The sequence below is a fragment of the Ensifer sp. CCNWLY38 genome (assembly GCF_037120565.1).
Taxonomy (GTDB): Bacteria; Pseudomonadota; Alphaproteobacteria; order Rhizobiales; family Rhizobiaceae; genus Ensifer; species Ensifer adhaerens_H.
Map to the genome: position 1 here is coordinate 103,012 of NZ_JBBBBO010000013.1, position 16,155 is coordinate 119,166.

At 63.0% G+C, this 16,155-nt stretch carries 13 protein-coding genes; 9 read left to right on the forward strand and 4 right to left on the reverse strand.

Annotated features, from left to right (window positions below; all coding sequences use genetic code 11):
- The first annotated feature begins 1 nt into the window (after nucleotide 1).
- The 9 genes from phnE (at nucleotide 2) to V7S54_RS25590 (ending at nucleotide 10,570) form a co-directional block, all read left to right on the forward strand.
- Nucleotides 2–1,519, forward strand: coding sequence for a phosphonate ABC transporter, permease protein PhnE (gene phnE / locus V7S54_RS25550; protein ID WP_065374770.1), 1,518 nt, complete (start codon nucleotides 2–4; stop codon nucleotides 1,517–1,519).
- 127 nt (nucleotides 1,520–1,646) lie between these two features.
- Nucleotides 1,647–2,354, forward strand: coding sequence for a DUF1045 domain-containing protein (locus V7S54_RS25555; RefSeq protein ID WP_336409045.1), 708 nt, complete (start codon nucleotides 1,647–1,649; stop codon nucleotides 2,352–2,354).
- A 1-nt stretch (nucleotide 2,355) separates the two neighbouring features.
- A complete protein-coding gene (locus V7S54_RS25560) occupies nucleotides 2,356–3,495 on the forward strand; it encodes an alpha-D-ribose 1-methylphosphonate 5-triphosphate diphosphatase (RefSeq protein WP_336409044.1) in 1,140 nt (379 codons plus the stop codon).
- Nucleotides 3,492–4,076, forward strand: coding sequence for a phosphonate metabolism protein/1,5-bisphosphokinase (PRPP-forming) PhnN (gene phnN / locus V7S54_RS25565; protein ID WP_336409043.1), 585 nt, complete (start codon nucleotides 3,492–3,494; stop codon nucleotides 4,074–4,076). The genes V7S54_RS25560 and phnN overlap by 4 nt, the downstream gene beginning before the upstream one ends.
- A gap of 322 nt (nucleotides 4,077–4,398) precedes the next feature.
- Complete coding sequence (gene hutI / locus V7S54_RS25570; RefSeq protein WP_336409042.1) at nucleotides 4,399–5,634, forward strand: imidazolonepropionase; 1,236 nt, start codon at nucleotides 4,399–4,401, stop codon at nucleotides 5,632–5,634.
- Nucleotides 5,631–7,166: a histidine ammonia-lyase gene (gene hutH, locus V7S54_RS25575; protein WP_336409041.1), complete on the forward strand. Its 1,536-nt coding sequence runs from the start codon at nucleotides 5,631–5,633 to the stop codon at nucleotides 7,164–7,166. The genes hutI and hutH overlap by 4 nt, the downstream gene beginning before the upstream one ends.
- Nucleotide 7,167: 1 nt before the next feature.
- Nucleotides 7,168–7,986 carry an N-formylglutamate deformylase gene (hutG, locus tag V7S54_RS25580; protein ID WP_336409040.1) on the forward strand — a complete coding sequence of 273 codons (819 nt, stop codon included), beginning with the start codon at nucleotides 7,168–7,170 and terminating at the stop codon, nucleotides 7,984–7,986.
- 2 nt (nucleotides 7,987–7,988) lie between these two features.
- On the forward strand, nucleotides 7,989–9,662 hold the full coding sequence (hutU, locus tag V7S54_RS25585; RefSeq protein ID WP_336409078.1) for a urocanate hydratase: 1,674 nt from the start codon (nucleotides 7,989–7,991) through the stop codon (nucleotides 9,660–9,662).
- 269 nt (nucleotides 9,663–9,931) lie between these two features.
- A complete protein-coding gene (locus V7S54_RS25590) occupies nucleotides 9,932–10,570 on the forward strand; it encodes a hypothetical protein (RefSeq protein WP_058326346.1) in 639 nt (212 codons plus the stop codon).
- On the opposite strand, the gene V7S54_RS25595 is transcribed toward V7S54_RS25590, so the two are convergent.
- The 4 genes from V7S54_RS25595 to V7S54_RS25610 all read right to left on the reverse strand — a co-directional run bounded on the left by V7S54_RS25595 (nucleotide 10,567) and on the right by V7S54_RS25610 (nucleotide 16,149).
- Nucleotides 10,567–11,793, reverse strand: a complete 1,227-nt coding sequence (locus tag V7S54_RS25595; protein WP_336409039.1) for an MFS transporter — start codon at nucleotides 11,791–11,793, stop codon at nucleotides 10,567–10,569. The genes V7S54_RS25590 and V7S54_RS25595 overlap by 4 nt on opposite strands.
- Before the next feature lie 183 nt (nucleotides 11,794–11,976).
- Nucleotides 11,977–13,419, reverse strand: coding sequence for a M81 family metallopeptidase (locus V7S54_RS25600; protein ID WP_336409038.1), 1,443 nt, complete (start codon nucleotides 13,417–13,419; stop codon nucleotides 11,977–11,979).
- Between the two features lie 11 nt (nucleotides 13,420–13,430).
- A complete protein-coding gene (locus V7S54_RS25605; RefSeq protein WP_336409037.1) occupies nucleotides 13,431–15,350 on the reverse strand; it encodes a beta-N-acetylhexosaminidase in 1,920 nt (639 codons plus the stop codon).
- Nucleotides 15,351–15,372: 22 nt separating this feature from the next.
- Nucleotides 15,373–16,149 (reverse strand): SDR family oxidoreductase, encoded by a 777-nt coding sequence (locus V7S54_RS25610; protein WP_336409036.1) that lies wholly within the window; start codon nucleotides 16,147–16,149, stop codon nucleotides 15,373–15,375.
- Nucleotides 16,150–16,155 lie beyond the last annotated feature (6 nt).

The following is a 16,155-nucleotide window of genomic DNA, read 5'->3' on the forward strand; positions in this document are numbered from 1 at the left end:
TATGACCACGACCACACGACTGAGCCCGATGGAGATGGACGCGATCGCGGCCCGCCATCCCGAGCTCCTGAAATCCTCGACCTCCAAGCGTGTACGCACGGCAACGATCGCCGGCGGCATTGTCGTCTATCTCATCTTCAGCTGGTGGTTCTTCTCGATCGGTCAGGTGTTTGGCAACGCCAACTGGGGTATCGCCGGCACTTATCTCGCCGACTGGGTGTCCTATGAGGTGCGCCCGGAGATTCACATCGCGCCGGACCGGACGATGAGCCTCAACTATCAGCGCAATTCGCCGCTCGGGCCTAATCCCAATCCGGATTGGGTGGAACTCGACAAGGAGACGGTGACGCGCCGCGTGGAAATTCCGGCGTCGACGATGCAGGCGGCAAGGCCGAGGGCAAGCTCGTCCTTCAGCTTCATGGCGCCCGGTTCAGCACTCGGCGGCACGACCACGGCCGAAGCTCAGAACCGCGTCGAAACCCGCACGGAGGAAGTGCTTACCCGGGTCGTCGTCACCTATGACCGCTCGACCAGGATCGAGATCGCCGACAGCCTGGTCAAGGCGACCCATGGCGGCGAGACCCTGGTGATGGCCGTGGATGGCGCCGACATGGTGACGCCGCAAGGCACGTTGCCCTCCTGGGCGACGCAGAAGCGTCCGGGCGAGAAGATCGTGCTTGCATTCGGCGCCACCGGCTGGGCGGAAGTCGAAGGCGACGAGGTCTCCGTCCGCAACCGCTTCTTCGGCTGGGCGAACTTCCTCTTCGACACCAACTCGCCCTTCTTCGGCAAGAGCTATGGCGAGGTCGCCTCGCTCATCATATCCGGCGAGCGCATCGATCCATCCCGCTCGAACCTCTCGCTTGCCTGGAACAACATCCTCTATAACGCCGAGTGGCAGCATCTGGATGTCTGGACGAAGCTGCTGCAGACCGTCGTCATGGCCTTCGTCGGCACACTCTTTGCATCGCTGATCGCCTTCCCGCTCTGCTTCCTCGCGGCCCGCAACATCACGCCAAGCTTCATGACCAATCAGCTGGTCAAGCGCTTCTTCGACTTCCTGCGGTCGGTCGACATGTTCATCTGGGCGCTGTTCTTCACCCGCGCCTTCGGCCCCGGACCGCTTGCCGGTATCTCGGCGATCTTCTTCACCGACACCGGAACGCTCGGGAAGCTCTACTCAGAGGCGCTGGAGAACATCGACGACAAGCAGCGTGAGGGTGTGAAGTCGGTGGGTGCTGCGCCACTTGCCGTACAGCGCTTCGGCGTGCTGCCGCAGGTGTTGCCGGTCTTTGCCAGCCAGGCGCTTTACTTCTGGGAATCGAACACCCGTTCGGCGACGATCATCGGCGCCGTCGGCGCAGGCGGCATCGGTCTCAAGCTCTGGGAAGCAATGCGCACCAATTCCGATTGGGAAAATGTCGCCTACATGGTGCTTCTGATCTTGCTGGTTGTCTTTATTTTCGACAGCATCTCGAACGCGTGCCGTTCGCGCCTGATGGGTCGCAAGGCACATTGACGACAGCCAAGCATTTGCGTGTCCGCCATCATGATGTTGTCATGGAAATCGGCTAGCTGCGCATCGCATCCCGCAAAAAATCGACCCGCCTCCCCGGCGGGCCGGTCGCTACAAGAAAGTGAAGACCGTGCGTTATGCAATCTATTTCGCGCCGCCGGCGGACGACCGGCTGTCGCAGACCGCGTCCCGTTGGCTTGGCCGTGACGCCTTTACCGGCCAGGACCTCGCTCTTCCGACGATCGCCGGGATCGACGAGGCGACGCAACGCACACTGACAGCGGACCCGCGACGCTACGGTTTCCACGGAACGCTGAAGGCTCCGTTCGAGCTTGCCGAGGGCCGCGACGAAGACGAGCTCCTCAGCATCTTCGAATGCTTCGCCGCTGACCTCGACCCCTTCGAAATCCCCGAAATCGTCCTGCACCAGCTCGGTCCGTTTTTTGCCCTGGTGCCGTCCGCTCCCTCTGCCGAACTGCAGGATCTGGCCGAAGATGCCGTTCACCGCTTCGACCCGTTCCGCGCGCCTCTATCGGAGGTGGACTTCGCCCGGCGCAAGCCGCAGAGCCTCCCGGAACGCCAGAGGCGTTACCTGAGGGAATGGGGCTATCCCTATGTATTCGAAGAATTTCAGTTCCATCTGACTTTGACCGGACCGGTCCCTGCCGAGACCAGCGGCGTCATGCGCTCGGCGCTCGAAACCACCTTTGCCGATCATATCGGCAAACCACTTCACGTAACGTCAGTCGCGCTCTTCGTCGAACCGGAGCGCGGCGCCCCCTTTACTGTCCGCTCCCTGCTGCCGCTCGGCAGCGACACCCAACGAAAGATCGCATGAGATGAGCAAAGAACAGGTTTTGACCAACGCCCGCATCGTCCTCGAGGACAGTATCCTCGACGGTTCGGTGCTGATCCGCGACGGCAAGATTGCCGATATCTCCGAGGGAACGGTCGCCAGCGGCGAAGACTTCGAAGGCGATTATCTGATCCCGGGCCTCATCGAGCTGCACACCGACCATCTCGAAGCCCACTATTCGCCGCGCCCCGGCGTGCGCTGGCTGAAGATCGCGGCGATCCAGGCACATGACGCGCAGGTCGTAACCTCAGGCATCACCACGGTCTTCGACTGCCTTCGGCTCGGCTCCGACGAAGATGGCGGCTTCCAGAAGGGCGAGATGCGCAGCATGGCCGACGCGCTGGCGCAAGCGAAGGAAGAAGGGCGCCTGCGCGCCAATCACCTGATCCACCTGCGCTGCGAAGTCTCGACCTCCGACGTGCTCGACCACTACGAGGATTTCCAGAACGACCCGCAGGTCAAGCTCGTCTCGCTGATGGACCATGCGCCCGGCCAGCGTCAGTTCCAGACGATGGATCAGTACACGCTCTACTACAAATCCAAGCGCGGACTTTCCGACGCGGAATTCGCCCGCTTCGTCGAGCGTCAGCAGGCGCTTTCGGCGAAATATGCCGGCCCGCACCGCACCGCGCTGGCTGAGGCCTGCGCCGCCCGGGGCATCACGATTGCCAGCCATGACGACGCGACCGTCGATCACGTCGAAGAATCGATCGGTTTCGGCATCAAGCTTGCCGAGTTCCCGACCAGCTTCGAAGCTGCCGAAGCGTCGCACCGGGCGGGCCTCAGCGTGCTCATGGGCGCGCCGAACATCGTGCGCGGCAAGTCGCACTCAGGCAACATCGCCGCCCGCGACCTGGCGGAGCGTGGTGTGCTCGACGTGCTGTCATCGGATTATGTGCCCTTCAGCCTGATCCACGCGCCCTTCGTTCTTTCCGACGAAGTCGAAACCATCGACCTGCCGAAGGCGATCGCGATGGTGACCTCGACTCCAGCGCGCACCGTCGGCCTTGACGACCGCGGCCGCGTTGCAGTCGGCCTGCGCGCAGACATCGCCCGCGTCCACCGCAGGCAAGGCATTCCGGTCGTGCGCTCCGTCTGGCGCGAAGGGCGGCGTGTCGCATGAGCGCGAGCGAGAAGAGCGGCGCCCTCGTCGTCGTCGTTGGCCCAAGCGGCGCCGGCAAGGACAGCGTCATGGGCTTTGCGGCCCGGCACTTTGGCGACTGTCACGACGTGCATTTCGTCCGCCGCGTCATCACCCGCCCGTCGGATGCCGGCGGCGAGGTGCATGAAAGCGTGTCCGAAGCCGAATTCGTCGACATGCAGATGGACGGAGCCTTCGCCGTCTTCTGGGACGCGCATGGCCTCAAATACGGCATCCCCTCCGTGGTGCTCGATAATGTCCGGAACGGCATGACGGCGATCGTCAACGGCAGCCGCGGTGCCTTACCGGCGTTCCGCGAAGCCTTCGGCGATATCGCGGTTGTCGTCGTCACCGCTGAGGCACCGGTGCTGGCGAAGCGTCTTGCCGAACGCGGCCGCGAGAGCGAGGAAGAGGTGCTGCGACGGCTGAGCCGCCAGGCGCCCGACGTCACGTCGGGGCCCGGTGTGAGCGTCATCGACAATAGCGGCAGGCTCGACATCGCCGGCACCCGCTTCGTCGACCTGGTGGAACGATTGCGCATCAAGGCGGACCACGCCGCCTGACGGGAGCGAGTGGTACCGTCAGCCTCGCCTCTCGAATCGACATGGCAGGGCTTTCGGCCGGATATCTTTCCTGACGATCAATTGACAAGCGCCCCGAAATTCCGGTTTCGGGGCTTTTTTTTGCGTTCGCGCGCTTCGAAACCACGTCACGCAAAAGTTGCCCCACAGAATCAATTTGTTGAAGCCGCTTGCTCATGTTTTTGAACAGCGCCGCGCCTCTTTTCTTAGCCTTTCCACCCTGTTCTTTTCCTCCCGCCACACGATTTTCCTCTTGTGGAGCGAATTAATATGTATATACATTATATCCAGTGGAGGCGACCTCATGAACGATATCTCGACCCGCAAGCAGACATCCAGCGTTTGGCGCAACACGCGCCTTGTGACGCTGAGCGAAGGCGCCGGGCTTGTCGAGAATGCGGCCGTTGCTGTCGTCGATGGGCGGATCGCCTTTGCGGGTCCCGATCGCGATCTGCCGGCCAACCTCGCAGGCGGCCTCGAAACGATTGACTGCGAAGGCCGCGTGATGACGCCGGCTCTGATCGATTGCCATACGCATCTCGTGCACGGCGGCAACCGCGCCCGCGAATTCCAGATGCGGCTCGAAGGCGCCACCTATGAGGAGATCGCACGCGCCGGCGGTGGTATCGTTTCCTCGGTGAAGGCGACCAATGCGCTGAGCGTCGATCAGCTGGTCGAAAGCGCCCTGCCGCGCCTCGACACGCTTCTTTCCGAAGGTGTTTCGACAGTCGAGATCAAGTCCGGTTACGGGCTCAATGTGACGGCTGAGCTCAACATGCTGCGCGCCGCCCGCAAGCTGGAAACGCTCCGCCCGGTCCGCGTCGTCACCAGCTACCTCGCCGCGCATGCGACGCCGGCAGACTACAAGGGCCGCAACGGTGACTACGTCACCGATGTCGTGCTGCCGGGCCTCGATGCGGCGCATGCCGAGGGGCTGGTCGATGCCGTCGACGGTTTCTGCGAGGGCATCGCCTTTTCGACCGTGGAAATCGCCCGTGTCTTCGACCGCGCCAAGGCACTCGGCCTGCCGGTGAAGCTTCATGCCGAACAACTGTCGAACCTTGGCGGTGCAAAGCTTGCAGCGTCCTACGGCGCCCTTTCGGCCGACCATCTTGAATATCTCGACGCAGAAGGTGCCGCAGCCCTTGCCAAGTCAGGCACGGTCGCCGTGCTTTTGCCTGGCGCCTTCTACGCACTGCGCGAAGAGCGCCTGCCGCCGGTTCAGGCGCTGCGCGACGCAGGCGCACGGATCGCGATCGCCACGGATTGCAACCCCGGCACTTCGCCGCTGACCTCGCTGCTTCTCACCATGAACATGTCGGCGACGTTCTTCCGGCTGACGGTGGCCGAATGCCTCGCCGGTGCGACGCGCGAAGCCGCGCGCGCGCTCGGCCTGCTCGCTGAAACCGGAACGATCGAGGTCGGCAAGTCGGCCGATCTCGCGCTCTGGAACATCGAGGATCCCGCCGAGCTCGTCTACCGCATCGGTTTCAACCCGCTTCATGAACGCATCTTCAGAGGGCAAAGGATCGGTCAATGACCATCATTCTACATCCGGGCTCCGTGCCCCTTCGCGACCTCGAAACCATCTACTGGACCGGCGAGCCGGCCCGTCTCGACCCGTCCTTTGACGCTGGCATCAACAAGGCCGCAGCGCGCATCGCCGAAATTGTCGCCGGCAATGCCCCGGTCTACGGCATCAACACCGGCTTCGGCAAACTCGCCTCGATCAAGATCGACAGCGCCGATGTCGCGACGCTGCAGCGCAATCTGATCCTGTCGCATTGCTGCGGCGTCGGCGAGCCGCTCGCCGAAAACGTCGTGCGCCTCGTCCTGTCGCTGAAGCTCGTTTCGCTCGGCCGCGGCGCCTCCGGCGTCCGCCTCGAACTCGTGCGGCTGATCGAAGCCATGCTCGAAAAGGGCGTCATCCCGGTCATTCCCGAGAAGGGCTCGGTTGGTGCTTCCGGCGATCTGGCGCCGCTTGCGCATATGGCGGCGGTCATGATGGGGCACGGCGAAGCCTTCTTCGAAGGGCGCCGCATGTCCGGCGCCGAAGCGCTCGCGGTTGCCGGCCTCAAGCCGGTGATCCTTGCCGCCAAGGAAGGCCTGGCTCTGATCAACGGCACCCAGACCTCGACGGCGCTGGCCCTTGCCGGTCTCTTCCGCGCGCATCGCGCTGGGCAGGCCGCGCTGATCACCGGTGCCATGTCGACCGATGCGGCCATGGGTTCGTCCGCCCCCTTCCACCCCGATATCCACACGCTGCGCGGTCATCGCGGGCAGATCGATACGGCTGCCGCCCTGCGCGCGCTGCTTGCCGGCTCCGCCATCCGCGAAAGCCATATCGAAGGCGACGAGCGGGTGCAGGATCCCTATTGCATCCGCTGCCAGCCGCAAGTCGATGGCGCCTGCCTCGATCTCTTGCGCTCGGTCGCGCGTGTGCTTGAAACTGAAGCCAATGCCGTCACCGACAATCCGCTGGTTCTTTCGGACAATTCCGTCGTCTCCGGCGGCAACTTCCACGCCGAGCCGGTTGCGTTTGCCGCCGACCAGATCGCGCTTGCCGTCTGCGAGATCGGCGCCATCTCGCAGCGCCGCATCGCGCTGCTCGTCGATCCGGCACTCTCCTACGGCCTGCCGGCCTTCCTCGCGAAAAAGCCGGGCCTCAACTCCGGCCTGATGATCGCCGAGGTCACCTCCGCTGCGCTGATGTCGGAGAACAAGCAGCTCTCGCACCCGGCCTCGGTCGACTCGACACCGACTTCGGCCAACCAGGAAGACCACGTCTCGATGGCCTGCCACGGCGCCCGCCGCCTGCTGCAGATGACCGAAAACCTGTTCTCGATCATCGGCATCGAAGCGCTGACCGCGGTCCAGGGTGTTGAATTCCGCGCGCCGCTGGCGACGAGCCCCGAACTCCAGAAAGCGGCGGCTGCCCTTCGCGCCGTCTCGCCGACGATCGAGGAAGACCGCTACATGGCCAACGATCTCAAGGCCGCCGGCGACCTTATCGCCTCCGGCCGCCTGAGCGCCGCGATCTCAACCGGCATCCTGCCTGGCCTGGAGGCGTGAGATGGCGGTCTTTGAAGTCAAAAGGGGAAACTCCCCGGTCATCCTCGGATTTCCGCACACCGGCACTGACGTGCCGGGTGCGATCTGGGATCGGCTCAACGACAACGGCCGGATATTGGCCGATACCGATTGGCACATCCATCAGCTCTATGACGGCCTGCTGCCGGAAGTGACCGTCGTTCGCGCCACCTTCCATCGCTACGTGATCGACGCGAACCGCGATCCCGCCGGCGTCAGCCTCTACCCCGGCCAGAACACGACCGGCCTGATCCCGGAAACGGATTTCGACGGCAAGCCGATCTGGAAGGATGGAGAGGCGCCAAGCGAAGCCGATATCGCCGAACGCCTCCGGACGTTCCACGCGCCCTATCATGCGGCGCTTGCCGCCGAGATCGAGCGCGTCAAGGCGATCCATGGCGTCGTCGTGCTTTATGACTGCCATTCGATCCGCTCGCACATCCCGTTCCTGTTCGAAGGAAAGCTGCCGGATCTGAATATCGGCACCGACATGGGCAAGACCTGTGCGCCCGAGATTGAAAGGGCGACTGCCGATATCGCAGCTGCAGCAGAAGGTTACAACAGCATTCTCAATGGCCGCTTCAAGGGCGGCTGGACGACCCGCCACTATGGTCGCCCGGAAACCGGCGTGCATGCGATCCAGATGGAACTCGCGCAATCGACCCATCTCGCCGCCGAAGAACCGCCTTTCACGCTCGATGCCGCCCGTTCGGCACTGCTGCGGGAACCGCTGAAAGCCATTTTGAACCGCATCGAAACCATCGCATTTGACCTCAAGAGACAGACAGGGAGCGAGGCATGACCATGAACAATCCGCGCCACAACATTCGCGACGTGCGCGCCCCCCAGGGCACGACGCTCAACGCCAAGAGCTGGCTGACCGAAGCGCCGCTGCGCATGCTGATGAACAACCTCGACCCGAACGTTGCGGAAAATCCGCACGAACTGGTCGTCTATGGCGGCATCGGCCGCGCGGCGCGCACCTGGGCCGACTTCGACAAGATCGTCGAGACGCTCAAGGACCTGAACGACGACGAAACGCTGATGGTGCAGTCCGGCAAGCCGGTCGGCGTCTTCCGCACCCACAAGGATGCGCCGCGCGTTCTCATCGCCAACTCCAACCTCGTGCCGCATTGGGCGACCTGGGATCATTTCAACGAGCTGGATAAGAAGGGTCTCGCCATGTACGGCCAGATGACCGCCGGCTCGTGGATCTACATCGGCACGCAAGGGATTGTTCAGGGCACCTACGAGACCTTCGTGGAAGCCGGCCGCCAGCACTATGGCGGCAACCTCAAGGGCAAGTGGGTGCTGACCGGTGGTCTCGGTGGCATGGGCGGCGCCCAGCCGCTCGCTGCCGTCATGGCCGGCGCCTCGTGCCTTGCCGTCGAATGCAACCCGGATTCGATCGATTTCCGCCTGCGCACCCGCTACCTCGACGAGAAGGCCGAGACGCTGGACGAGGCGATGGAGATCATCGCCCGCTGGACGAAAAACGGCGAAGCGAAGTCCGTCGGCCTGCTCGGCAACACCGCTGAAATCCTGCCGGAAATGGTTCGCCGCGGCATCCGCCCCGACATGGTCACCGACCAGACCTCGGCACACGACCCGGTCAACGGCTACCTGCCGAAGGGCTGGACCATGGCCGAGTGGAAGGCCAAGCGCGAGAGCGACCCGAAGGCTGTCGAAAAGGCCGCACGCGCCTCGATGCGCGAGCATGTCGAAGCGATGATCGCCTTTCAGGACATGGGCATCCCGACCTTCGACTACGGCAACAACATCCGCCAGGTCGCTAAGGAAGAGGGCCTTGAAAACGCCTTCGCCTTCCCGGGCTTCGTTCCGGCCTATATCCGCCCGCTGTTTTGCCGCGGCATCGGACCGTTCCGCTGGGCGGCTCTCTCCGGCGATCCGGAAGACATCTACAAGACCGACGCCAAGGTCAAGGAACTGACCCCCGGCAACACCCATCTGCACAACTGGCTGGACATGGCGCGCGAGCGCATCTCCTTCCAGGGCCTGCCGGCGCGCATCTGCTGGGTCGGCCTCGGCGACCGACATCGTCTCGGCCTCGCCTTCAACGAAATGGTCAGGAACGGCGAGCTGAAGGCCCCCGTCGTCATTGGCCGCGACCACCTCGACTCCGGCTCGGTCGCCTCGCCGAACCGCGAGACCGAAGCGATGAAGGACGGCTCGGACGCCGTTTCCGACTGGCCGCTGCTGAACGCCCTCCTCAACACTGCCTCGGGTGCCACCTGGGTGTCGCTGCACCATGGCGGCGGCGTCGGCATGGGCTTCTCGCAGCACTCGGGCGTCGTCATCTGCGCCGATGGCACGGATGATGCGGCCAAGCGACTGGAGCGCGTGCTCTGGAACGACCCGGCGACCGGCGTCATGCGCCACGCCGATGCGGGCTACGACATCGCCCTTGATTGCGCCAAGGACAAGGGCCTGCGCCTGCCGGGTATCCTCGGCAACTGATACGCTTTCGACTGACATACTCAACGGAAATGCTGATAGGGGCGCCGAAAGGCGCCCCTATCACTTTTTGATGAGACAAGTACCGGGACTGCGTCTTCCTTGCTTCGGCGCCTTGCAACTGTTGATCGCAATGCTAGAAAAATAGTGATGCCATCGCGTTGCTGACGACGCGTTGCAGAAGATCTCTTTTCGCTCAAGCGAGCGCTGATTGTTTATGAGAAGGCTTCATGTGTAAGGGCAGAAACAAGAGAAGAACCATTAGACATCCTATGTTTGCCGTGGGGCTTCTTACGAGCGTCTTTATTGCTTCGTCTTCGGTCGCCCAGAACGTGAGTTTCTTCGGCCCTGTTCGCAACGGAGAGCGGCATTTTACCGCCTTCCCGGAGTATATCGGCGTCGGAATGAGCCAAGGGGAGACCAAGAAGAGGGACGTGGTCTTCTCAACAATTCAAATGCTCGCCATCACTGCCGGAATTGAGGTGCGAGCTCAACCAGGCCTCGGAAGAAACACCATCGGCGTGATATTCAGAAAAGATGTCGTCCAGAATGGCCGGGTCGACGTTCGCAAAATTGAAGATTTCGGCTTCGACCCCTACTACAGCAAATTGCTCAACGACACCGCAGGAAGCGGCGCAGGAAACTGCGCCTCTGCCGTAAACTATTCTGCGGAAGGGCGGTTTGACCGAGCCGTCGTCGTTGCAAACAGCGATGTCCCCGATCAGGAATTGGCGACCTGCGTGGCTCAGGCCCAAGCGCATGCGCTGGGGATAGCCACCTTTAACTCCAGCAAGGCCGACTTCTCGCGCTTCTTCGCGAGGATTATGATCCTCGTCGATCAAAAGAAGAGATGTCTCCAAGACAACCAAACCACATTGACCTGCAAATTTGTTGATGAGCCCTGGGACTAACCCGGTTCGCGGCTGACCGTCCTCTTTCCTTTTCTATCGCCATCGAGCACCATCAGCAGCAACAACCCGGCAAATCCTGCAACACCACCGAGCAGCGCCGTCCCGGAATAGTTGCTGATCCGGGTGCCGAGCGCAAAAAGCCCGGCGCAAAGCCCGCCGCTCAGGAAAAGGTTCACGGCAAGCAGCGAGCTGCCCAATCCCGGCCGGTCGGCAATCAGGTCCTGAAGATAGCTGATCGGGATGGTGATCAGCGCGGCTGCGCCAAAGGCGCTGATGAGCGTGAGCGCGTAGATCTGCCAGGTGGTATTGGAAAAGCCGAGCAGCACCATGTAGCCGATGTAGATAGCCGTCCCCAACGCCAGCGCCTTGAACGGCACCAGGCTCAACTGGATGCGCGCCCAGACGAAAATGAAGACGACTTCCAGGAAGGCGACGATGCCGACGATGATGCCGATATCGGTGACGCTACCGCCGATCTCGTCGGTCATGATCAGCGGCAGCACGGCGGCATTGACGTGCAGCGTCGACGTGATCGTCGCAACCGCAATCACCCGCAGGAAGATGCGCGGCGTCAGGATCTCCCGGAACGAGGTCCAGTAGGACAGCCGCTTGCCGAGCGAAGCGTCAGCACCGCCTTCATTGGGCAACGAAAAATAGACAATCAGCAGATTGGCGAGGCAACCAAGGCAGGCGACCAGATAAGCCGGCAGCATGCTTTCGCCGCCCGCCAGCGCGAAGCCGACCAAACCGGGCACTAGGACCCAAGACACCGATATGGCCGCACGAGCGCCGGTCGTCAGCGACGCCGCATCGTGGCCGCTCATGCGGCGCGCGATACCGCGTACATTGGCAAAGAGCAGGGTGTAGAGAGCGCCGTAGATCGGCAGCAGCAAAAGCACGCTGACGATGAAGCTCGTCTGGTAGGGCAGAACATAGACGATGCCGTAGCCGACGACGCCGAAGAGGATCGCCGTCGACATCAGCACCCGATAGTTGCCGACGCGGTCCGCCAGGATACCGATCGAGACGCTGACAATGACGTTCACGGTCGAAGCAAGAAGGATCAGCAGCGAATAGATGGCGTCGCTGAGACCCAGTTCGTTGATGCCGACAACCGACTGATAGGGCGAGGTTGCAGCACCCGCAAAGCCAAACAGGAAGATCGCCAGCATGCTGATCCGCATGGCCGGGTTGCGCATGGCGCTAAGTATGGTGGAAGTCATGCTAGAACGTGTCCGCGAAGCGGGTGAAGGGCACTGTATGGTTCCTTAAATCGGGACCGAGTTAAGGACAAACATGCAGTAACTTAGAGCGTTACAGCGACCTGACGCGTCTTGAACGACGTGCGGCGCTGCAGAGGAGAGCCCACCCGAAATTCGGGTAGGAAAATTACAGATAGTAAAGCCTCAGCCGCCGCTCGACCAACGGGATGAGAAGCGGGCGACTGGCTCGAAGGCAAAGTCCTGGTCGAACGGATAAGCAGGCCGCTGACGGCGCAAGCTCGCAAGGCCGGCGATGCCCTGATTGACGACGCCTTCGGTCAAAGCCATCAGATTGGGATTGGCGATCGGCGCGAGTTCGGGCGACAGATAACCCGACTTGACGACGAGCAGCCGCACGGCCTGGGGATCGAGCCCCAACCGACGGAAATCCTCGATATTGTGATAGGGCCTGCGGCGCGCGGCAATGACGATATCGATGGCGCCGACGCGCACCACCGCCTGCCGCTCCCTCTCCGCCCCTGGATCGTCGAGCCTGACGACCTCCGCCAACATTTCGGCGCAGGGGCTTGCCGGGTCGAGGCTGCCGCCGATCTTGAGCATCAGCGTTTCGCCGGTACCGACGGCAAAGCAGGCGTCCACCGCCGGCCGATCCGTAATGCCGGCGATCAGGGCGCCGCGCCAGCCGCGTGCCAGCAGCGCCTTCAGCACATCGGCTCGGTCGCCGACACCGCCACCGGTCGGATTGTCGCCGGAGTCGGCGAGAATGATCGGCGTCGTCGTCGCCTGTTCGGCGATATCCAGCATCTCGTTGAGCGGTCCGGTCACCGGGCCAAAGCGAAAGTTGCTGCGTTCAGCCCAGTAGCCCGCGGCAATCTCTTTTGCCGCCTGCTTGGCTGCGGCCTTATCGGTGGCGGTCACGACCGCGCAGGCGGTCGCCCGCGGCTCGTCGGCCCAGACGTAACCGACCATCAGGTTGGCGTCGAGAATGCCCGGCCGCTTATCGATCTCCGGCAGTTGAGCGTAGAGCGATTTCGCCGGCTCGTCTTCAGTCGAGGTGCATTCGCCGGGCAGCAGCACCGGAACCGGCGCCCAGGCGATACCCGGACGCGTTCCGTCTCTGAGCGCCGACACGAGCATCGACCAGGCGCGGGTCATGGTTTCCGGCGTGTCGATATGCGGCGCTGTGCGATAGGCGGCAAAGATATCGAGCTGATCGATGATCCTCTGGCTGACATTGCCGTGCAGGTCGTAGCTTGCGGCAATCGGGCAATCGGGACCGACAACGGCCCGGGCTGCCGAAATCCAGTCGCCCTCGGCGTCGTCGATGCCATCGACCTTGATGGCGCCGTGCATGGCGAGATAGAGCCCGTCGATCGGCAAGGTTTCGCTGAGCTTTTCCAGGAACTCCGCCTTGAAGGCGTCGTAGGTCGCGCGCGAAACAGGACCACCGGGGACGGCGCGGGCATGGAGCAGCGGCAGATGCTCGACGCCCTCGGCCTTCATGAAGCTGAAGTATTCGGCCTCCAGCAACCCCTGCCCACGCAGCACGCGAAAGTCCTCTTCCGTCATCAGGACGGGCGAATAGGTGCTGCATTCAGTGTGGATGCCACCAACGGCGATGCGCATGGGCTTTCCTCTTAGAGATTGGGGCTGAGCGGAGCGATGGCCGCGAAGCGCAGCCAGTCCTTTGCCGCCTTCGGCGTCCATGCCGCCTCGGCAATCGCCGGAAGCCGCGGGAATACCAGGCGGTTGAAGTAGCTGCGCGAAAGGAAGTGCTCGCACCAGATGCAGGCCTGGACGCCCTTGAGGCGCGGCTTCAGCTCCTCGGGGAATTCACCCTCGGCCTCATAGCCGTAGGTATGCGCCGGCGTCGCGGTACCGGCCCAGCTGGCGCCGGGCTCCTGCCACGCATCGGCCTGGGCCATATCGAGATAATAGGCCTGTCCGGGGGTCATCACCACGTCATAGCCTTCGCGCGCGAGTTCAATGCCAACCTCCGGCCGTTCCCAGGCCATCAGCAGCGTATCTTCGGTCGAGACACCGCCGCCATGCGCCACCTCGTTCCATCCGGCAAGCTTGCGGCCGCGCGCCGTCAGCATCTGTTTCACCCGCTTCAGGAAATAGGATTGCAGCGCGAAGGTGCCGGAAATGCCCTCCTGCTCCATCAGCTTCTTGGCAAGCGGCGAAGCAAGCCATGAGCCGTTCGCCACCTCGTCGCCGCCGATATGGAGGTACTTGCTCGGAAAGAGCTCGACCATCTCGTCGAACACCTTCTCGAGGAACTCATAGGTGAAGGCGACGGCCGGGTTGAGCGCATTGTTCGGATAACCTTGCACCGAGTGGTAGCTCTCCGGCGCCTCCTGGCCATCGGTCAGATCGGACAACGCGACAAGGGTGGCCGTGCTGTGGCCGGGAATGTCGATCTCCGGCACGACATCGATATGAAGTGCGCTTGCCTGAGCGACGATCGCCTTGACGTCCGCCTGGCTGTAGAAGCCGCCGACGGGCTCCGCACCATTGCCGAGCTGCGGCAGCAGCGGCTCATCCGGGCCGCGCAGCACACCAAGCGTCGTCAGCTCCGGAAATGCCTTGATCTCCAGTCGCCAAGCCTCGTCGTCCGTCAGGTGCCAGTGGAAGATGTTGAGCTTGAACCAGGCGAGAATATCGATCAGCCGCGCCACATCGGCTGCCGGATAAAACTGGCGGGAGACATCGAGATGGCAACCGCGCCAGCCGTAGCGAGGCTTGTCCGAGATTGTGCCGCTCGCCGGAAAGCGGAATTTGCCGGGATGGTTGCGTGCCCCGTCCAGAAGCTGGGCAAGGCTCGTCAAACCGTATTGCCGACCCGCGCTGCCGCCGTAGCTCAGGCGAATCTCGGCTTCGGAGAATTCAAGGCGATAGGCTTCTGCCGCCAACCCGGCATCCACCGTGAAGACGACCGGCCGCCCCTGTTTCGATGCCGCGACGCTGAAGGGCGCGTGCGCCGCGGGAAACAATCGATGGAACATCGACAGGACCGCATCGACCGCCGCAATGTCGTCTAGCCCGGCGCCACTGGCCGGATAGAGAACGACCGGGAAACCAGTTCCAGCCCGAAGCTCGAGCTTCGCCGGCCAGGGCTGCAGCGCATAGGGCTGATCGAGCTTTCCTTCCGGCAGCCGCACCGGCGGCGGCTCGCTAACGGCGTTCTCAAGCAGCAAATCCGATACGGCGACCGGGACGTGTCGGCCGTCGGCAAGCGTCAGATAAGCGGACTTGGCACCGTCGGTGCAGTGGCGCGCATTGCGGTGCAGGCCGCTGACCGTGAAAGTCCAGCTTCCGCCGTTCTCGATCGCAAGTCCCTCGGGCGGCGCAAACTCATGAAAATTGGCGTTGCGGCGCTGGAACACGGCATTGTCGCAATCCTTCGGGTCGATGACGCGCGTCAGCGACGTATAGACGATCCTGAAACCGGAAAGCGGCACGCCGGAGAAATTGAACAGCGTGAAGGTGAACCGACCAAAGGGCCTGCCATCCGGCTGCCAAGACGCCTCGAGACGATAGGAAACCGGCTGCATGCTCTTCCTCCGAATGCTTAGGTCAGTAATGGTTTGATTGCGAGAATGTGCGGGCCAGCTCCGCCTGGCCGGCGGTAAGACCGCAATCGACAGGCAGGCAGACGCCCGAGATGGCGGCCGCCAGCGGCCCGGCAAGAAAATGCACGGCATTGGCGACATCATCAGGGTTGACGATCCGCTGCAGCGGATACCAGCGACATGCCTCCTCGAAGACGTCAGGGTTCGCCGCTGCCCTCGCCTCCCAGGCCTGGGTCCGCACGGTGCCGGGCGCCACGGCATTCGAGCGGATGCCGAACTTGCCGTATTCGACCGCGATCAGTCGGGTCAGATGCAGCAGGCCGGCCTTGGCAGCGCTATAGGCCGGATGGCCGAAGACGTTCATGCCATTGACCGAGGCGATGTTGACCACCGATCCGCCCGTCTCTTTCAGCATGTCCTCGACGGCGCGGAAGCAGAGGAATGCTGCTTCCAGATTCAGCGCGTTGTCCATGCGCCAGATTTCCGGCGTCGTATCGTGCAGGCTGACAGCACGGGCCGCACCCGCATTGTTGACGAGCGTGCGAACCGTCCCCCGGCTTGCCGCCGTCGCGGCCATCGCCGCAACGCTTGTCGCGTCGGTCACGTCGCAGGCAACGGCCACGAAGCGCTTGTCGTCGCCGAGCGTGCGCGCCGCCCGTTCAGCGGCGTCCGCATCGATATCGACGAGCAGGATCACGTCGTGATCATCGGAAAGTCTGCGCGCGATAGCGCGGCCGATATCGCCGGCTGCACCGGTTACGATCGCGAGGGAATGCGTCATGCGCTG

Bases quoted from the DNA above. Each gene is read 5' to 3' on its own strand.
- hutI (WP_336409042.1), top strand. From the start codon at position 4,399: ATGAACGATATCTCGACCCGCAAGCAGACATCCAGCGTTTGGCGCAAC.
- V7S54_RS25600 (WP_336409038.1), bottom strand. From the start codon at position 13,419: ATGCGCATCGCCGTTGGTGGCATCCACACTGAATGCAGCACCTATTCG.
- phnN (WP_336409043.1), top strand. From the start codon at position 3,492: ATGAGCGCGAGCGAGAAGAGCGGCGCCCTCGTCGTCGTCGTTGGCCCA.
- V7S54_RS25605 (WP_336409037.1), bottom strand. From the start codon at position 15,350: ATGCAGCCGGTTTCCTATCGTCTCGAGGCGTCTTGGCAGCCGGATGGC.
- hutG (WP_336409040.1), top strand. From the start codon at position 7,168: ATGGCGGTCTTTGAAGTCAAAAGGGGAAACTCCCCGGTCATCCTCGGA.
- V7S54_RS25560 (WP_336409044.1), top strand. From the start codon at position 2,356: ATGAGCAAAGAACAGGTTTTGACCAACGCCCGCATCGTCCTCGAGGAC.
- V7S54_RS25595 (WP_336409039.1), bottom strand. From the start codon at position 11,793: ATGACTTCCACCATACTTAGCGCCATGCGCAACCCGGCCATGCGGATC.
- V7S54_RS25590 (WP_058326346.1), top strand. From the start codon at position 9,932: ATGTTTGCCGTGGGGCTTCTTACGAGCGTCTTTATTGCTTCGTCTTCG.
- hutU (WP_336409078.1), top strand. From the start codon at position 7,989: ATGAACAATCCGCGCCACAACATTCGCGACGTGCGCGCCCCCCAGGGC.
- hutH (WP_336409041.1), top strand. From the start codon at position 5,631: ATGACCATCATTCTACATCCGGGCTCCGTGCCCCTTCGCGACCTCGAA.
- phnE (WP_065374770.1), top strand. From the start codon at position 2: ATGACCACGACCACACGACTGAGCCCGATGGAGATGGACGCGATCGCG.
- V7S54_RS25610 (WP_336409036.1), bottom strand. From the start codon at position 16,149: ATGACGCATTCCCTCGCGATCGTAACCGGTGCAGCCGGCGATATCGGC.